General features: G+C 40.4%; 17 protein-coding genes. 7 read left to right on the top strand and 10 right to left on the bottom strand.

Annotation, left to right across the window (positions count from 1 at the left end; all coding sequences use genetic code 11):
* Window positions 1-7 precede the first annotated feature (7 nt).
* The 3 genes from MHI08_RS03070 to MHI08_RS03060 all read right to left on the bottom strand — a co-directional run bounded on the left by MHI08_RS03070 (window position 8) and on the right by MHI08_RS03060 (window position 3159).
* Window positions 8-1093: a DUF58 domain-containing protein gene (locus MHI08_RS03070; RefSeq protein ID WP_342499981.1), complete on the bottom strand. Its 1086-nt coding sequence runs from the start codon at window positions 1091-1093 to the stop codon at window positions 8-10.
* A 101-nt stretch (window positions 1094-1194) separates the two neighbouring features.
* On the bottom strand, window positions 1195-2157 hold the full coding sequence (locus tag MHI08_RS03065) for a MoxR family ATPase (protein WP_024424484.1): 963 nt from the start codon (window positions 2155-2157) through the stop codon (window positions 1195-1197).
* Window positions 2158-2259: 102 nt separating this feature from the next.
* The gene (locus MHI08_RS03060; protein WP_044335634.1) at window positions 2260-3159 is read right to left on the bottom strand and encodes a cation diffusion facilitator family transporter; all 900 of its coding nucleotides are present in this window, start codon (window positions 3157-3159) and stop codon (window positions 2260-2262) included.
* Between the two features lie 482 nt (window positions 3160-3641).
* Here MHI08_RS03060 and gabP point away from each other — a divergent pair, with 482 nt between their 5' ends.
* The 3 genes from gabP (at window position 3642) to MHI08_RS03045 (ending at window position 7307) form a co-directional block, all read left to right on the top strand.
* The gene (gabP, locus tag MHI08_RS03055) at window positions 3642-5030 is read left to right on the top strand and encodes a GABA permease (protein ID WP_024424482.1); all 1389 of its coding nucleotides are present in this window, start codon (window positions 3642-3644) and stop codon (window positions 5028-5030) included.
* 97 nt (window positions 5031-5127) lie between these two features.
* Window positions 5128-6660: a multicopper oxidase gene (locus MHI08_RS03050; protein ID WP_342499980.1), complete on the top strand. Its 1533-nt coding sequence runs from the start codon at window positions 5128-5130 to the stop codon at window positions 6658-6660.
* Window positions 6661-6935: 275 nt separating this feature from the next.
* Complete coding sequence (locus MHI08_RS03045) at window positions 6936-7307, top strand: carboxymuconolactone decarboxylase family protein (RefSeq protein ID WP_076841144.1); 372 nt, start codon at window positions 6936-6938, stop codon at window positions 7305-7307.
* 214 nt (window positions 7308-7521) lie between these two features.
* On the opposite strand, the gene MHI08_RS03040 is transcribed toward MHI08_RS03045, so the two are convergent.
* Together MHI08_RS03040 and MHI08_RS03035 are read right to left on the bottom strand one after the other, a co-directional pair.
* Window positions 7522-8571, bottom strand: coding sequence for a hypothetical protein (locus MHI08_RS03040; protein ID WP_087976362.1), 1050 nt, complete (start codon window positions 8569-8571; stop codon window positions 7522-7524).
* A 73-nt stretch (window positions 8572-8644) separates the two neighbouring features.
* Window positions 8645-9013, bottom strand: coding sequence for an RlpA-like double-psi beta-barrel domain-containing protein (locus MHI08_RS03035; protein ID WP_024424478.1), 369 nt, complete (start codon window positions 9011-9013; stop codon window positions 8645-8647).
* Between the two features lie 210 nt (window positions 9014-9223).
* Between MHI08_RS03035 and MHI08_RS03030 the strand changes: the two genes are divergently transcribed.
* From MHI08_RS03030 to MHI08_RS03020, 3 genes are all read left to right on the top strand, one after another.
* Window positions 9224-9898 carry a hypothetical protein gene (locus tag MHI08_RS03030; RefSeq protein WP_041108738.1) on the top strand — a complete coding sequence of 225 codons (675 nt, stop codon included), beginning with the start codon at window positions 9224-9226 and terminating at the stop codon, window positions 9896-9898.
* Window positions 9899-10022: 124 nt separating this feature from the next.
* Window positions 10023-10490 carry a hypothetical protein gene (locus MHI08_RS03025; protein ID WP_087976361.1) on the top strand — a complete coding sequence of 156 codons (468 nt, stop codon included), beginning with the start codon at window positions 10023-10025 and terminating at the stop codon, window positions 10488-10490.
* A 138-nt stretch (window positions 10491-10628) separates the two neighbouring features.
* Complete coding sequence (locus tag MHI08_RS03020; protein WP_025092751.1) at window positions 10629-10979, top strand: DUF4064 domain-containing protein; 351 nt, start codon at window positions 10629-10631, stop codon at window positions 10977-10979.
* A gap of 30 nt (window positions 10980-11009) precedes the next feature.
* On the opposite strand, the gene MHI08_RS03015 is transcribed toward MHI08_RS03020, so the two are convergent.
* Window positions 11010-11444: a hypothetical protein gene (locus tag MHI08_RS03015; protein WP_041108742.1), complete on the bottom strand. Its 435-nt coding sequence runs from the start codon at window positions 11442-11444 to the stop codon at window positions 11010-11012.
* Window positions 11445-11689: 245 nt separating this feature from the next.
* Between MHI08_RS03015 and MHI08_RS03010 the strand changes: the two genes are divergently transcribed.
* Window positions 11690-12226, top strand: coding sequence for a hypothetical protein (locus tag MHI08_RS03010; protein WP_025092752.1), 537 nt, complete (start codon window positions 11690-11692; stop codon window positions 12224-12226).
* A 130-nt stretch (window positions 12227-12356) separates the two neighbouring features.
* Here MHI08_RS03010 and MHI08_RS03005 read toward each other — a convergent pair whose 3' ends face one another.
* From MHI08_RS03005 to groL, 4 genes are all read right to left on the bottom strand, one after another.
* Window positions 12357-12962 carry an FMN-binding negative transcriptional regulator gene (locus tag MHI08_RS03005; protein ID WP_342499979.1) on the bottom strand — a complete coding sequence of 202 codons (606 nt, stop codon included), beginning with the start codon at window positions 12960-12962 and terminating at the stop codon, window positions 12357-12359.
* Window positions 12963-12982: 20 nt separating this feature from the next.
* Window positions 12983-13501 (bottom strand): GNAT family N-acetyltransferase, encoded by a 519-nt coding sequence (locus MHI08_RS03000; protein ID WP_125587199.1) that lies wholly within the window; start codon window positions 13499-13501, stop codon window positions 12983-12985.
* A gap of 21 nt (window positions 13502-13522) precedes the next feature.
* Window positions 13523-13975 (bottom strand): MarR family transcriptional regulator, encoded by a 453-nt coding sequence (locus MHI08_RS02995; protein ID WP_342499978.1) that lies wholly within the window; start codon window positions 13973-13975, stop codon window positions 13523-13525.
* Window positions 13976-14542: 567 nt separating this feature from the next.
* A complete protein-coding gene (groL, locus tag MHI08_RS02990; protein ID WP_024424467.1) occupies window positions 14543-16177 on the bottom strand; it encodes a chaperonin GroEL in 1635 nt (544 codons plus the stop codon).
* Window positions 16178-16232: the final 55 nt, after the last annotated feature.

The following is a 16232-nucleotide window of genomic DNA, read 5'->3' as shown; positions in this document are numbered from 1 at the left end:
ATGTTTGTCACCTCACAGTTCTTTCGTGCAGCCGGTCTTCAAATAAAAGGGTGATGCGTATTCCAGAGGCCTTGAGCCGGTCTACAAGCTGTTTTTCTTTTGTCGTGAAATGGTCAACGGCTTTCTTCACTAAAAGCACGGTGATGTTCTTCCTGTTTCGATTTCCAAAGAGACTTGCCGCAAGCTCCTCCTGCAGCTGACCCGTGACGACATATTTTCCTGAGTGCTGGTACTCACTCGCTGCTAACGGTTTATATTCTAGTGCGCGGGAAGGCTGAAGCTGCACCCTTGTTAAATAATAAAGCATGTCCTGTAAATGAAGTTCTCCTTGATCGACTCGAAAGGCATGCTGATCTCCTAGAGGGACAAGACCTGACGGCACTCCTTTTTTCACAGCCGTTTGAAGAACAGATGCCGCAATAGAGACGACTGTTTCAAAAACAGCTTGATCAGTAAAATCAGCAAACACAACAAGGTCCTTTGCTTGATTCTGTTCAAATTCCTTCGTCATCAGCTGGCCTCTTCTGGCCGTCGTCTTCCAGTCCACCCAAGCAAAACGGTCTCCTTGCTGATATTCCCGTACGCCTGTTGTCACATGGGCCGGTTCATTGAACCACGAGTGAACCGCTTTGCCTCCATTTTCACTCACTGACTCAGCAGGCTCTACAGGGATATCCAGCACTTTTGGGTAGACAAGCAGCTTTTTCTCTAACGGAATGATGATTTCTTTTTCAACAAACCCAAACATATCACCCGTTTTGATTCTAACGGCTGTCAAATGATGCTCTCCCCGCATGACATCATTCAATTGATAGGAAAATCGCCATGTTTTCCGAAACCAGGGAAAAAGCATTTGCTTCATTTCAATCTGTTCCTGTAAGTGAAAGGTATCTGGCGGAGCATCCTCTATCATGACGTAAACGTACGGAAATGGATGTGTCCGCTTGATTTCAAGGTCAACGGACAGCACATCCCCCGCCTTTAAGCGTGTTTGCTGTAGTGTCCTCTTGGCTGTCGCGCGAAGCGGAACAAGTGCAAACAGCAAAGCATACAAAGCATATGGTAAAAATGCATAAAAAAGGAACCAGCTCACAAACCCTCCCTGAAACATGGCATAACAAAAGGCTGCCGCAGTGAGAATGATGAGCATCATCACCCTTAACCATAATGAAATTGTTACACGATGACGTGACTTCATTGAGTCATCGACTTTTGAACTGGCACGCCAATTTGCTCAAGCATTTGCCGCAGCAGTGTCTCCGCCTTCTTCCCTTCATATGTCGCTTCTGATGTCAAAATCATACGATGCGGTAATGTATAAGTCGCCAAATACTGTACATCATCAGGAATCACATAATCGCGCTGATTCAAAAGTGCATACGCCTGTGCCGCTTTCATCAAGGCGATCGATCCCCTTGGACTCACACCTAGATAAACAGATGGGTGTTTACGCGTCGCTTGAGCAATTTCAACAATATATTCTTTAATGGATGCATCCACATGAATGGTCTGAACAGCCTGCTGCAACGCATGGATATGTTCCTTTGTCATGACAGCTTGGAGCGTATCAATCGGGGATTGCTTCTCCTGCAAGTTGAGCACCTCCAGCTCCTCGAGCATGGTCGGATATCCCATCTGCAGTTTGAATAAAAACCGGTCCATTTGCGCTTCTGGCAGCGGATAAGTCCCTTCATATTCCACTGGGTTTTGTGTCGCCATGACGAAAAAAGGATCCGCAAGCGGCATCGTTTCTCCGTCCACTGTGACACTGCCTTCCTCCATCGCTTCAAGCAATGCTGATTGTGTTTTAGGAGAGGTCCGGTTGATCTCATCAGCTAAAATAATCTGGCCCATGATCGGTCCTTGCCTAAATTCAAATTCATTCGTCTTTTTATTGTAAATCGACACACCTGTTACATCTGAAGGCAAAAGGTCAGGAGTGAATTGGATTCTCTTAAACTCACAGCCAATGGATTTTGCCAAAGCACGAACCATCATCGTCTTCCCTACACCAGGCACATCCTCTAGCAGCACATGCCCCTTCGCCAAAATCGCAACAAGGCTTAATATCGCAATGTCTTTTTTCCCAACCATGACTTTATTGATGTTATCTACGATTTTTTGTAAATCTGAATGCATCGGTTCATCAAATGCCATCCTGATCCTCCTATCACGTTTCTGTCAAATTTCATATAGTCTAACTTTACCATACAACGCGCATTTGCATATAACATCAGCACGTATAAAAAAGAAGCCTTCTCACGATGGGAAAGACTTCTTCTCTTCTTTTGACTTACTTGCTGGCTCCATATGAACATGAGAATGTAAAATATCATGCTCCTGTTTCATTCTGCGTTCAATTTCATCTGCAATATCATGGCTTTCTGCTATGTTCAAGTTAGGCTCGACCTCAACCACTACATCCACATGGACTGTACTTCCAAGATAACGCGCTTTTATATCCTTTAAATCGCCTACTCCTGGTGTTGCTTCAATGGTCTCTTTATATTTAGACATATCTTTGATATGAAAACCGTCTGTTAACGAATGAGAGGCATCTCTGAAAATCTCCCACGCAGTTTTACAAATAATTAAGCCAATGACAAAGGCTGCTAGCGTATCAATCCATGCCAGCTGAAATTGAGAAGCCATGATTCCTACAAATGTGCCAATACTCACATACGCATCTGATTTATTATCAGCAGCTGCCGCATGAAGAGCCTGGCTATTAATTCGTTTGGACAGATTGCGGTTATAAATATACACACCGTACATCACAACAGCACTTCCTGCTGCCGTCCAAGCCGCGATCATATCCGGCGTTTGATGCTCAGATGAGAAGAGCGACTGGCCTGCACTCAGCAAAACCTGGAGTCCAACAAGCATCATGATAAAGGAAGCCACAAGAGACGCAATATTTTCCGCTCTAAAATGACCATACGGATGATCTTCATCAGGCGGCTTTTGAGAAATACGCAGCCCAATCAACACAGCAAGGGATGCAATAATATCCGTCGTGTTATTCAATCCATCTGCCGAAAGGGCCTCTGAATGAAACACATACCCAATAATGAGTTTGACCGCAGATAAGATCACATAGGCAATGATGCTGACCCAAGCACCTGTTTCACCTTGTCTTAATTCGTTATAGCGCTCCATGTTGAACCGCGCCTCCTCACACATCACTTTTCTATTATTTATCTTACAAAGCAAAGCCCGTGTGGGTCTACAGCAACATGATTCGCTTATGTCAGCAAAATAGGATAAATAGAAATGTGTTGACCTAAGTAAACTTATTTTTATAAGGTCAAATGACCCCAAGACCTACTCCTATCAACCTTTTTCCATTTCTCTTCGAAATGGACATATCGTCAGATCACTCTTCTCTGGTAAATTATCAGAATAATTTTATTTCGAGACACAACTTCCCTCCTTCCTTTTTTATGCTATTTTAAAAATAAACAGAGGGAAAAGAGGGAACATAATCTCTCAAATCCTTTCTACTTTTTAACATCATGTTAAGAGGTTTGAAATGTCAGTTTGATAACCTGTCCAATGCTGAATGACAATTCAGTATGATAAAATTTAAAATATTCTAAAAACAAATTCTCTATTCATGAGAAATGTTTGGAGGTAAAGAAATGTCCAACATGACAAACGGTCTTCAAAAAAACCTTAAAACAAGACATATTTCGATGATCTCCATTGCTGGGGTCATTGGGGCAGGGCTATTTGTTGGTAGCGGCGCTGTCATTCATTCTGCAGGCCCTGGATCCATTCTTTCCTATTCTTTTGCCGGACTTCTGGTGATCTTTATTATGAGAATGCTTGGAGAAATGGCATGTGCCTATCCGACAAGCGGTTCTTTCTCACAATATGCGAGCGATGCCATCGGTCCATGGGCCGGGTTTACAATCGGCTGGCTTTACTGGTTCTTCTGGGTGATCGTCATCGCCATCGAAGCCATTGCCGGTGCTGCCATTATTCAATATTGGTATGGAGATGCACCTGTTTGGCTCACAAGTCTTATCCTCACAATCCTCTTAACATTAACAAATATCTTTTCTGTTAAATCTTTTGGCGAATTTGAATATTGGTTTTCACTAATTAAAGTCGTCAGCATCATTCTCTTTCTACTCATTGGTTTTGCATTTATCTTTGGTTTTGGCGGTCATCATACTTCAGGTCTTGCCAATCTAACAGGGAACGGCGGTTTTCTTCCAAATGGATTCAGCTCTGTGTTACTCGGAATCGTCGTCGTCATCTTTTCCTTCATGGGAACGGAGATTGTGGCCATAGCGGCCGGTGAATCAGCAGACCCAGTCAAATCTGTGACGACAGCCACCCGCTCTGTTGTATGGCGTATTATCGTATTCTATGTCGGATCAATTGCTGTCGTTGTCACCTTGCTTCCTTGGAATTCCGCAAGTATTTTAACAAGCCCGTTCGTTGCGGTATTAGAATACATTGGTGTTCCATCAGCCGCTCAAGTCATGAACGTCATTGTCTTAACAGCTGTTTTATCTTGTTTAAACTCCGGGTTGTACACAACGTCCAGAATGCTTTATTCATTAGCAGAAAGAGGCGAAGCACCGAAACGTTTTATGAAAATCAGCAAACGTGGTGTTCCTGTAGCGGCTACAGTCGCAGGTACCTTCTTTTCCTACATTGCCGTCATGATGAACTACTTTTATCCTGAAACCATCTTTTTGTTCTTAGTCAATGCATCTGGCGCCATTGCTCTTCTTGTTTACTTGGTCATTGCCGTTTCACAATTAAGAATGCGACGCAAAATCGAAAAAGAAAATCCAGAACAGCTCAAAATCAAAATGTGGCTGTTCCCATACCTCACGTACTTTACCATTTTGGTCATTTGCGCCATCTTGGCATCGATGCTGTTTATCGAATCCATGCGGCCACAGCTCATTTTGACGAGTATCATTACCTTTGGCGTACTGGCTGCTTATTTCATCTTTAAACCGAATAAAAAAGTGCCTGCAAATGCGGCGCTTGAAAATAAACACCCGTAATTCTCCCGCTGAAAAGCGGGTTTTTTTATTTTATTCACCTATTTGGATGTCCGCACTTATACTGTATCAAATTGAATTTAAGTGAGGATTAGTCAACATGAACCTAGAAAAATTTGTTGACGAGCTTCCAATTCCAGAAGTCGCGGAGCCCGTCAAAAAGAACCCAAGACAAACGTATTATGAGATTGCTATGGAGGAGGTATTCTTAAAAGTTCATAGAGACCTGCCCCCAACCAAGCTATGGACCTATAATGGCAGCTTGCCTGGTCCAACCATTAAAGCCAATCGAAATGAAAAGGTCAAAGTGAAATGGATGAACAAATTGCCATCGAAACATTTTCTGCCTGTCGATCACACCATCCACTCCGGTCATCACGATGAACCAGAGGTGAAAACAGTCGTTCATCTGCATGGCGGTGTCACACCAGCAAGCAGTGACGGCTACCCAGAGGCCTGGTTTTCACGGGACTTTGAAGCAACCGGCCCTTTTTTTGAAAGAGAGACTTACGTCTACCCAAATCATCAGCAAGCCTGCACATTATGGTATCACGATCATGCGATGGCATTGACACGACTAAATGTGTACGCCGGTTTAGCTGGGTTTTATTTGATCTCAGATGCATTTGAAAAGTCCTTAGAGCTGCCGAAAGATGACTATGACATTCCTTTAATGATTATGGACCGGACGTTTCAGGAGGATGGCTCACTGTTTTATCCTAGCAGACCAAACGATACGCCAGAGGACAGTGACATACCAGACCCATCCATTGTGCCCTTTTTTTGTGGAGAAACGATCTTAGTCAATGGAAAAGTATGGCCATATTTAGAAGTAGAGCCGCGAAAATACCGTTTTCGTATTTTAAATGCGTCCAATACTAGAACTTACGAGCTGCATCTAGATAACGACGCTACAATTTTGCAAATTGGTTCCGATGGTGGCTTTTTGCCAAGACCCGTTCGCCATCAATCCTTTAGCATCGCACCTGCTGAACGTTTCGATGTCATCATCGACTTTTCAGCTTATGAAAACAAAACGATCACTCTCAAAAATACAGCCGGCTGCGGACAGGATGTGAATCCTGAAACAGATGCGAACATTATGCAATTCAAGGTCATACGTCCACTAAAAGGGAGAGTACCTAAAACATTACGTCCGATTTTCAAACCCCTGCCACCGCTTCGGCCAAGTCGAGCTGATAGAGAGCGTACGCTCACACTTACCGGCACGCAGGATAAATATGGCCGCCCTATCCTATTGCTCGATAACCAATTTTGGAATGACCCTGTCACAGAAAATCCTCGTCTTGGCAGTCTAGAGATTTGGTCTATCGTCAATCCAACCAGGGGGACACACCCTATTCATTTGCACCTTGTTCAATTTAGGGTTTTAGACAGAAGGCCATTTGATACAGAAGTCTATCAATCGACAGGAGAAATTGTGTATACAGGACCAAACGAAGCGCCTCCTTTACATGAACAAGGCTACAAGGACACCATTCAGGCGCATGCAGGTGAAGTCATTCGGATCGTTGCTCGATTTGTTCCATACAGCGGCCGATATGTGTGGCATTGTCATATTTTAGAGCATGAAGATTATGACATGATGAGGCCGATGGATATCATCCAGTAAAAATGAAACCACTCTTCCGCTAAAAGCGTAGAACTTGTATGAAACTGCTGATTACAAAAGGGCTAACGGACATCTATTCATTAGCCCTTTTATGATCCATTTCAAAATGGAAAAATAAATCGCATGAATCATTCCTTTGAAGAGCATTCCATACTTAAAAAGTTGACGCAGCAAACCGATAATACTACTATATACCCATTACATCTATCAAAAGGCACATAAGCCATAATGAACGAACAAATGGAAAATTGCGATAAAAAACGGAGGAGTTCAATTTGAATGAAGAAAAAGAGACTTGCCAGGTCAAACAAGAAACAGCGGCAGGTAACAGAGAGAAGCTTTCAATTCATGAGAACGAGAGCATTCGGTCAAACATTGAACAACTAACCATTGAACTCAGTGAACAAAAAGAATTCAATCACTTCATATTAGATGAAAAACAAAAGGCCATCAGCACATTATCTTCCCTCATCACAAAAGGCAATTGTGATGAAGACTTAAAGACTCATTTTCAACAAGCATTACATATCGGACTTTCTGTCATAGAGATTATGGAGATTATTAAACACTGTACAAAGGTTGCTGGCTTCCCTCACTCCATTAACGCCCTGTTTATCTTTCAAAACTTATTAGATGAAAACAAATAAAACAGAGAAAACGAGATGTCATCAATCCTCTCGTTTTTTTATGTTCACTCATATTACTCTTTTCCTTTTTCTCTGTCACATAAGCAAAATATGAAAATAGCCCTCGTATCACTGCTTAAAAATTGATTTTCCATCTATAGACCCACCATTTCTCCAGCATTTCAAGAGACAAAATAAAAAAACGTCCAGTTATATAAATAACTGAACGTTTCCTTTATCGATTGACAGTGAAATTGTTAACGATTCCGCCATCCTTCTCCCAAGCGGCTTCCACCGTTTTCTTCTTCATATTGTATTCAAAAATCGTTCTTACCTTCGCCTTTCGTCCAGTGTCATCCTTTAATTCTTCTGCGTTTTTTGCAACACCTAAGAAATAAACAGACGACCCGTCCGTAGAAAATTGCGGCTGTGCAGCACTTAAAATATGAACATCCTGGCTATTTTTAACGAGTGTCGCCGTTTTTCCTGTTTCTACATCAAGCATCTTAATCGAGGATATTTCTTTTTCTTTACGAACCTTTACTTCTGTATAAATCAATTTCTTATGATCTGGAGAAAATGAAATATCATTGATCGTTTGTGAGATGCGTGCAATGCGTTTCCCCTTCTCACCTGTTTGAAGGGTGATCTTCATGGTTGTTGGTTCAGGATCTCTGCCCTTTTCATTTGCTTCATCGGTTTTTTGATAATCTTCTTTTAAAGAATAATGCTGGATCGCCAAATCATTTGAAGTCGGATCATATGCAAAAGAACTCACCGTATCATCCTTGCTTTTTTCTGGATACAGCTCCTTCATTTTGTGTGTTTTCAAATCAAAAGACGCGACAAAAAATTGCTCTCCAGAACCCTTGTTATACCTTAGAAATAACTTCTTTCCATCACCAGACAGCCTCATACTGTCGATGGAATCATCACTCGTAAACAGTGTTTTTTCTTCTTCAGATTTCACATTTAATTCCCGAATACTCACCTTTTGCGTGTCTTCATCTGTATACGTGTAATATAAAACTTGTTTCGTAGAATCATAAGCAATCGAAGGATATGCTGTCAGTTTCTCCGTATGAAGCGCCCGATCATGCAAGTAATAAGTATTGTTTAACTTTTGATCTGTAAATGAAACGAGCAATTCGTCTTTTGCATCTTGATTTGTTTTGACTTTCCCTGCATGTTTTGCCTCTTGCCCAGGCTTCATCATGAAGAAAATAACTGCCGCAATCACTGCGACGCCAATGACTGTGATGATCCACCATGTTGATTTTTTCATTGCCTTTCAGACCCTCTCTACAAGAAAAGAAGCCAGAAAATGAACTTTTCCCGCTTCTTTAAATGCCTATGTATTAATAAGTGTAATGCCCTTTTACGACACCTTTACTTGTTTTATACCCAAGTGCTTTGAATGCTTTTGGACTTACGTCTAGTACAGCATTTGGCATTCTGCCTACATCATATTTATATACTGTAATCACTTTATGTGGTTTCGCTTTTGTTGTCACTCTTAGTTTTGTACCTTTTTTCGGTACGTCAAAGCCCATTTTAGTTGCTGCATCCCAATGACCGAGTTTTTTTCCATCTGCGCCTTTTTTGCCGACACCATTGTACCAAGTAATATTGCCGCTTACTTTTTTTGCACTTGCTCCATGTGAGAAACTAAATGCTAAAAATAAACTAGCTACTGTTACGATTGTCGTGATAAGCTTTTTATTCATTAAAAAATCCTCCGTTTTTGGTTTCTGCACTCATTATACATGAAGATGAACCCAGTTATTTTACAGACACATTACAATTCAAATACAAGTTGACCACTTTATGACCGATTAAGTTCCTAAATACCGCCAAAATCAGCCAGAACATTGTAAGGAGCCCCCCCTCTTTCATTTTATATAATAAAAGAGAATCAAATTTAAGGGGGAATTTTCATGAAAAAGTGGTTCACCGTTTTGATTGTAAGTTTGGCTTTCGTTTTGATGTTTTCAAGTCTTCCTGCTTCAGCGGCTAGTCCTCGTCACGGCGCCATTGTGACGCAAACAGATGAAGCCAAGTGGTCAGGTATCTCTGCTGATATTGTCCTGCCCAAAACTGCCACCATTAAAAATGGCTATGCAGACTGGTATCTCGGTCTCGGCTCTGCTGTTGTAGAGAGCGGTATTTCAAAAACGTCTTCTGGCTATAAAGTTTTTCTGGGCAGCGGCTCACAAGGCGGCAGTAAATACTGGAACAGCGAATACGATTCAAGTATTAAAGATGGCGCACGTGTCAACTTAAAGCTCATCAACAATGGTGATGGCACGGTGTCACTATATGTCAATGGGAAACTGCGCTATAAGCAGCCTGTTTACAACCCTAGCCGTCTGAAAAACCTTGATGTTGTCAAAATGGTACATGGCGTACAGGATAATGGAACAAACAGCTATTCACAAGCAAGCTTTTCGAATGTACAGCTTCGCGCAAATACATCAGGAAGTGTCTATAAAAATTGGGACGGGTCAATCAAATCGTCACTTTTACGTAAAAATTTAGAATCCGGTGCCGCAGCTCCTAAATTCACCGTCATTTCTTCTATCCCATTAAGTACAAGCCTTTCAGCACAATAAGAAAAAAGCACCCTCCATTGGGTGCTTTTTATTGTTCACAGCTTATCAACACTTCTCTTTTAATCAAAACAAAGATTCGTGGTAACATAAACATACAACATTCGACGAAAAAAGGAGAACGAACGTGAAAAAAAGTCTACTTGTTTTCATGAGTCTAGTTGCAAGTCTCTCCATTCTAGCAGCTTGCTCAAATACGACAAAAGAACAAAAAACAGAAACTAAAGCTCTTCCAAAGATTAATGAGCGCATTCAAAAAGAAACAAAAGAAGTAATGGAGCAGTCTAAACTTATCAAAGACACTGACATCACCGTGGATCAAAAGAAAAAAGTCATTTCTTTAAACGTAACGGCTTCCTCTGATACCAATAGTGATTACGCTGAAGTCATCGGTTTAAACTTTGCAAAAACGCTGGCCATTGGAGCATCAACTGAAAAAGAAAACAATCTTCATAAACCGGAAAATGACAGCCTCGGCGCCCTCTATTCCTTTTATGACCTAAACATCACCGTGAAACAAGAAAACGGCAAAGTGCTCGCAAAAGGAAAGAAAACAACAAATGAAACAAAAATCACTTGGGAAAGAGCCCAATAAATAGACAAGAAAATCCTTTATGGATTTTCTTCTTTTTTTTAACAAAACTATTAACATTATGAAAAGAATGCCGATTAGTAAGATTGTGTTGGTTCTTAAGTACCAATAATTCTTATTTACATAACGGAGGAAAGTATCATGAAAAGAACAACTGAATTTGTTTTAGGTTTAATTGGAGGTATTTTTGGATTTTTCGGCGCAATGTTCGCTCTTGCTTTCGGAGGAATCGATGCAGCATTTAGCGATTCAGGCACGAGTGAAATTACAGGATTAGGCTGGGCAGCAATGCTTTTCTCTATTCTTGCCATTGTCTCATCTGTCATTGTAAAGAAAAAAGCAAAGCTTGGTGGAATTTTATTATTAGTATCTGCTGTAGGCGGCATTATTTCTATTTCTATGTTCTTCATCCTTCCAGCTGTATTAATCATCATTGCAGGCTGCATGGGCGTGTTTAGAAAAGAGCCTGTCGTCAATAACACAACTGCATAAGAATAGAGAATAAAGCTTGTAGAGATTGCTCTACAAGCCTTTTCTCTCTACTCTTTGTAATTCATATTGAATGGCATCAACTAACTCTATTATGTTTTCATCTGTCCAAAGATCCAACATAAATAATATATCATTCACCATGTGTGACAAATCTTCTTGGCTCATCAATTCTTCTTTGTAAGCAGGGACAACAAAGAAATAGAGTAGATCAGCCAATTCAAGAACGACACGTACATCTTTTTCATCCATGATAGCTTTATGCAAAGAATGAATCAGCCATTTGAGGTCTTCATGATTTTCAATAGGAACATACATCAATTGGTGTATTTCATCGGTATCCCTCCCACTTAGAATCCTCTCAGCAGATTCCTTTGAAAGAGCCCCAACTGTATTTGAAGATATATTCAGAAACAAGAATTCATGTTGATCCTCTCTATTAACCGTCTTGATTGACGAACCTTCCATCTCAATCACTCCCAATCCCTTATAATAATTCTATTATAAGGAAATTCAAGTTCGTTTTAAGTCACAAGAAGTGGATTTTATGTAATTTTAAGCTAACTGGTTTATAAAAAAACACTCCAAAACAATTATTTTCTATTTTTATCATTTTTTGTTGATTTGAAAGTACTTTTGTCCTATTATAATAGTCGTGGTCAATGTATAAGCACATGGCGCTTATATAAATTAAACAAAAGGGGATTTTCATTTTGAAGAAATTCTATGCTTTATTTTTAGCTTTAGGGCTAACATTTACACTGGCTGCTTGCGGCTCAACAGAAGATGTGTCTACAGGTGCATCTAAAGAAAAAGAGTCTACAAGCACAAAAACACAATCAAAAAACAAAAAAGACGATGGTTCAAAGAAAATAAATGCGAGCAAACACAAAACAACGGCTCAAGGAATGAAAGTAAACCTTGGCGAGATTAAAATTATGAAGGATCGAATCAATGTTGGAATGAATATCGAAAATACGACAGATAAAGTTCTAAACTTCTATCCAGATCAAGGAAAAGTTGTAGCTGGAAGCATGCAATTAGATGCGAATATGTTTATGACTGACGGTGATATTGGTGGCGAAGTTGAAGGTGGCGTTAAACAAGATGGTGTTATTCAATTCTTAGCTCCTGAAGGCAAAGAGATCAACGTCAAAAACATCAAAGAATTAAAGCTGAAATTTGGAAATGTCACAACTGAAGATTACATGAATAGTAAAGACGTGACTTTCACAGTTAAAGTAAAATAAACTTTCACTCATGCCCTTGAATGATGAGGGCTTTTTTTATCACCACTAAAAAACACTTTCCTAGAAGAAAGTGTTTTTGTTTATAAGTAACGTTTCATTCTTTTTATTAACTAAACTTTCGAGAAGTCTCTTAAATGGAACTCTTTTTCATCTCCTCAGCCATTTCCACTTCACCCTCTGCTTCCAGCTGTTCAATGATGCGGATATAATCCCTTTCGTGGCGATTTTGGCTTAATTTAAAAGCAGCCTGAACTTCATCAATGATGATCTTAAAGCCTACAATGCCTTTCATTTGCTTCTCTAACAGTTCCTCAGACAACGTATCCCATAGCACCGGCTGTTCTCTGTGACTTTCGTATGTCTCCAGCATTGTGGTTAATTCCTTAACCAGTTCCGATTTTTCAAGCAGTTCCGCCTTTCCATAAACATGAACAGCCTGGTAATTCCATGTTGGTACTGCTTCTTTTTCATACCATGAAGAAGATATGTAGACATGCGGGCCTTGAAAGATGACGAGCGTCTTCTCGCTCTCTTCAAACGTTTTCCACTGAGGATTCCCAATCGCCATATGCCCTGAGATCACATACGAATCTCCAACTTGATGAAAACTCACTGGAATATGTGTCGCAATGGGCTTTTCATTCATTGTCGTCACAACTGTAGCAAATGAATGAGATTGAATAAATGATTTGATTTTCTCCATATCTTTCACTCGAAAAAATGATGGGATATGCATGTACCCTTCCTCCTTTTTGATCAGCTCAATGTTTTGGTCATAATGAAATCCATTTGCTCTTCGTCCCCCATGAGAAAAGCGTGCACCCCTGTTTGAACAAACCCAAGCTTTTGATAGAAAGCGATGGCCGCTTTATTGTGCTCCCACACCCCAAGCCAAACATCCTGTTTATGATGATTTTTCGCAATTTCAATGGCTTGATCGATTAAATATCTGCCTAATCCTTGCTTTTGAAAGGACTGCTTGATATAAATTCTTTCAATCTCTAACGCTTCACTCCCCATCTCTTCTGATTGGGCATCATCCATATTGATCTTCAAATAACCAGCTACTTCCCCATTCACTTGAACAAAATAAAACTGTGAAGAAGGGTGCTGTAATTCCTTTAACAGCTGGTTTAGGTGAAAAGCTGTCTTCACGTACGCTTCGATATGTTCCACTTTGTTTTGATCTAGAAAGGTTTCTATAAATGTATCGGTTCCAATTTTCTGAAGCTCCTTTACATGTTGTTCATTGCACCGAATGAAAGTGACGGTCATAAAGTCGCCCCTCCTTATTTATTAGTAGTCTCTCTTTATCCCTTTTTTCACACCTTCCCAGTCCTTTTCTATATTCTTTCGCACCCTGAGAAGATACTCATAAATCTGTTCCGCTTCTTCCTTAGAAAACCCATCCAGCGCCACTTGATTCGAATAATCATGTTCTCGTTTAATCATTGGGTAGACCGCTTCCCCTTTTTCAGTTGGAAACAGCTTTTTGATTTTTTTATTCACACGATCATTCTTTTTCTCAATAAACCCATGCAGTTCTAGCTTTTTGATAGCCCGAGCAGCCGTAGTTCGATCCACTTTAATCATTTCCGCCAGCTTTTCCTGAATGATACCAGGCTCCTCACAAATACGCACAAGATACAAATACTGCCCCTTCGTTAAATCGTACTCTCTAAATTCAATATTACTTATAGAATCAAGCGCCCGAGCGATGACGCCAATCTCTCGTAAAATCTCTCTCATTTATCATGACTCCTTTTATTGCATTTACAACATAATACACAACAACATTATAGTTTATTTTTGTTGTAAACACAATAAAAAAACACCTTCATTTAGAAAGTGTTCTTTTCATTTTCTTCATTTCCCTCGTTCCTATAATAGTGGTAATCGTTACAAAAATAACGATATATTCGTTGCTAGAAGATAATTTCCCTTTATGCAGCTGCCTCTTTTTATAACATAACCTCTCCAGTTTTATTAGCCATTATTCGTTAGAGTCCACATAGTTTAAAATTAGAATTTTACCTTTTTAAAAGATCCTATTACTATAGGTTGTGTAAACATTGATAGCAACTAACCAGTGGTTTTTTCTCTATTATAGTCCTTGCAAATGCAGCATAAAGACGGATTTTCCCCCGTTCAAAGTTTCTATTTAATCAACAAGGTTAGTCATACTATGAGGAATATCTATACTCAAATGACTGTTAATATGGAAGAAAAGGCCTTCCAACAGTTTTGCAAACTGATGAAAGGCCTTCTCCTATAGTTAATTTCAGACGTTGATATAACAAGGTTTTGAAACCCTGATTACATCATGCCGCCCATTCCACCCATGCCGCCCATGTCTGGCATTCCGCCGCCTGAGCCGCCTTCTTCTGGTTTGTCAGCAACGACTGCTTCAGTTGTTAGAAGCATTGCTGCTACAGAAGCTGCGTTTTGAAGTGCAGAGCGAGTTACTTTTGTTGGGTCAACGATTCCTTTTTCGATCATGTTTACCCATTCGTTTGTTGCTGCGTTGAAGCCTACGCCAATTTCTTCGTTTTTCAAGCGCTCAACGATAACGGATCCTTCAAGACCTGCGTTGTGAGCGATTTGACGAATTGGCTCTTCAAGAGAACGTAGAACGATGTTTACACCTGTTTGAACATCACCATCTGCTTCGATTGAAGCGACTTTGTTGTATACATTCACAAGTGCTGTACCACCACCGGATACAATACCTTCTTCAACTGCTGCACGAGTTGAGTTCAGTGCATCCTCGATGCGTAGTTTACGCTCTTTTAGTTCTGTTTCAGTTGCAGCACCAACTTTGATGACAGCGACGCCGCCAGCTAGTTTTGCAAGACGTTCTTGTAATTTTTCTTTATCGAATTCAGAAGTTGTTTCTTCTACTTGAGCACGGATTTGGTTCACACGTGCTGCGATTTGAGCAGAATCTCCTGAGCCCTCTACGATTGTTGTGTTTTCTTTTGTCACAACAACTTTAGACGCGCGGCCAAGCTGACCGATTTCAGTTGATTTCAGGTCAAGTCCTAGATCTTCTGTGATTAATTCTCCGCCAGTTAGAACAGAGATGTCTTCAAGCATTGCTTTACGACGATCACCGAATCCAGGTGCTTTTACTGCTACTGCGTTGAATGTACCACGAAGTTTGTTCACAACAAGAGTTGCAAGTGCTTCGCCTTCTACATCTTCAGCAATAAGCAATAATGGTTTTCCTTGTTGTACAACTTGCTCAAGTACAGGAAGGATTTCTTGAATGTTTGTGATCTTTTTATCTGTGATTAAGATGTAAGGATTTTCAAGAACTGCTTCCATCTTATCAGAATCTGTCACCATGTATGGTGAAGCATATCCGCGGTCAAACTGCATACCTTCAACCACTTCTAGCTCAGTTGTGAAACCTTTAGATTCTTCAATTGTGATAACTCCGTCGTTGCCAACGCGCTCCATCGCTTCAGCGATTAGGCTGCCGACTTCTTCGTCTGCTGCAGAAATAGCCGCAACTTGAGCAATTGATTCTTTGCCTTCGATTGGTTTAGAAATCTCGTGCAAGCCTTCAAGTGCTACTTTCACTGCTTCTTCAATCCCTTTACGCACGCCAACAGGGTTTGCACCAGCTGTTACGTTTTTCAGACCTTCACGGATCATCGCTTGAGCTAGAACTGTTGCAGTCGTAGTACCGTCACCAGCTACGTCGTTTGTTTTGCTTGCAACTTCAGCCACAAGTTTTGCACCCATGTTTTCAAATGCATCTTCTAATTCGATTTCTTTTGCGATCGTTACACCATCATTTGTGATAAGTGGAGAACCGAATTTTTTCTCAAGAACCACGTTACGTCCTTTAGGTCCTAAAGTTACTTTTACAGCATCTGCAAGTGCATCTACACCGCGTAACATCGCGCGACGTGCTTCTTCACTGAACTTAATATCTTTTGCCATAATAACGAAACCTCCTCAGTCTTTTTAAAAATTTATCTCAATGTTTTTTATGTGA

Source organism: Bacillus sp. FSL M7-0791, from assembly GCF_038627085.1.
Lineage (GTDB): Bacteria > Bacillota > Bacilli > Bacillales > Bacillaceae > Bacillus > Bacillus safensis.
The sequence above is the reverse complement of the archived record's forward strand: the minus strand, read 5'-3'. Positions and strand labels throughout refer to the sequence as shown.

Excerpts from the sequence above, each read along its gene's own strand:
- MHI08_RS03015 (WP_041108742.1), bottom strand. The coding sequence starts at position 11,444 with ATGGAAGGTTCGTCAATCAAGACGGTTAATAGAGAGGATCAACATGAA.
- MHI08_RS03040 (WP_087976362.1), bottom strand. The coding sequence starts at position 8,571 with ATGAAAAAATCAACATGGTGGATCATCACAGTCATTGGCGTCGCAGTG.
- MHI08_RS03020 (WP_025092751.1), top strand. The coding sequence starts at position 10,629 with ATGAAAAGAACAACTGAATTTGTTTTAGGTTTAATTGGAGGTATTTTT.
- MHI08_RS02995 (WP_342499978.1), bottom strand. The coding sequence starts at position 13,975 with ATGAGAGAGATTTTACGAGAGATTGGCGTCATCGCTCGGGCGCTTGAT.
- MHI08_RS03065 (WP_024424484.1), bottom strand. The coding sequence starts at position 2,157 with ATGGCATTTGATGAACCGATGCATTCAGATTTACAAAAAATCGTAGAT.
- MHI08_RS03005 (WP_342499979.1), bottom strand. The coding sequence starts at position 12,962 with ATGCATATCCCATCATTTTTTCGAGTGAAAGATATGGAGAAAATCAAA.
- MHI08_RS03000 (WP_125587199.1), bottom strand. The coding sequence starts at position 13,501 with ATGACCGTCACTTTCATTCGGTGCAATGAACAACATGTAAAGGAGCTT.
- MHI08_RS03060 (WP_044335634.1), bottom strand. The coding sequence starts at position 3,159 with ATGGAGCGCTATAACGAATTAAGACAAGGTGAAACAGGTGCTTGGGTC.
- groL (WP_024424467.1), bottom strand. The coding sequence starts at position 16,177 with ATGGCAAAAGATATTAAGTTCAGTGAAGAAGCACGTCGCGCGATGTTA.
- gabP (WP_024424482.1), top strand. The coding sequence starts at position 3,642 with ATGTCCAACATGACAAACGGTCTTCAAAAAAACCTTAAAACAAGACAT.
- MHI08_RS03050 (WP_342499980.1), top strand. The coding sequence starts at position 5,128 with ATGAACCTAGAAAAATTTGTTGACGAGCTTCCAATTCCAGAAGTCGCG.
- MHI08_RS03035 (WP_024424478.1), bottom strand. The coding sequence starts at position 9,013 with ATGAATAAAAAGCTTATCACGACAATCGTAACAGTAGCTAGTTTATTT.
- MHI08_RS03030 (WP_041108738.1), top strand. The coding sequence starts at position 9,224 with ATGAAAAAGTGGTTCACCGTTTTGATTGTAAGTTTGGCTTTCGTTTTG.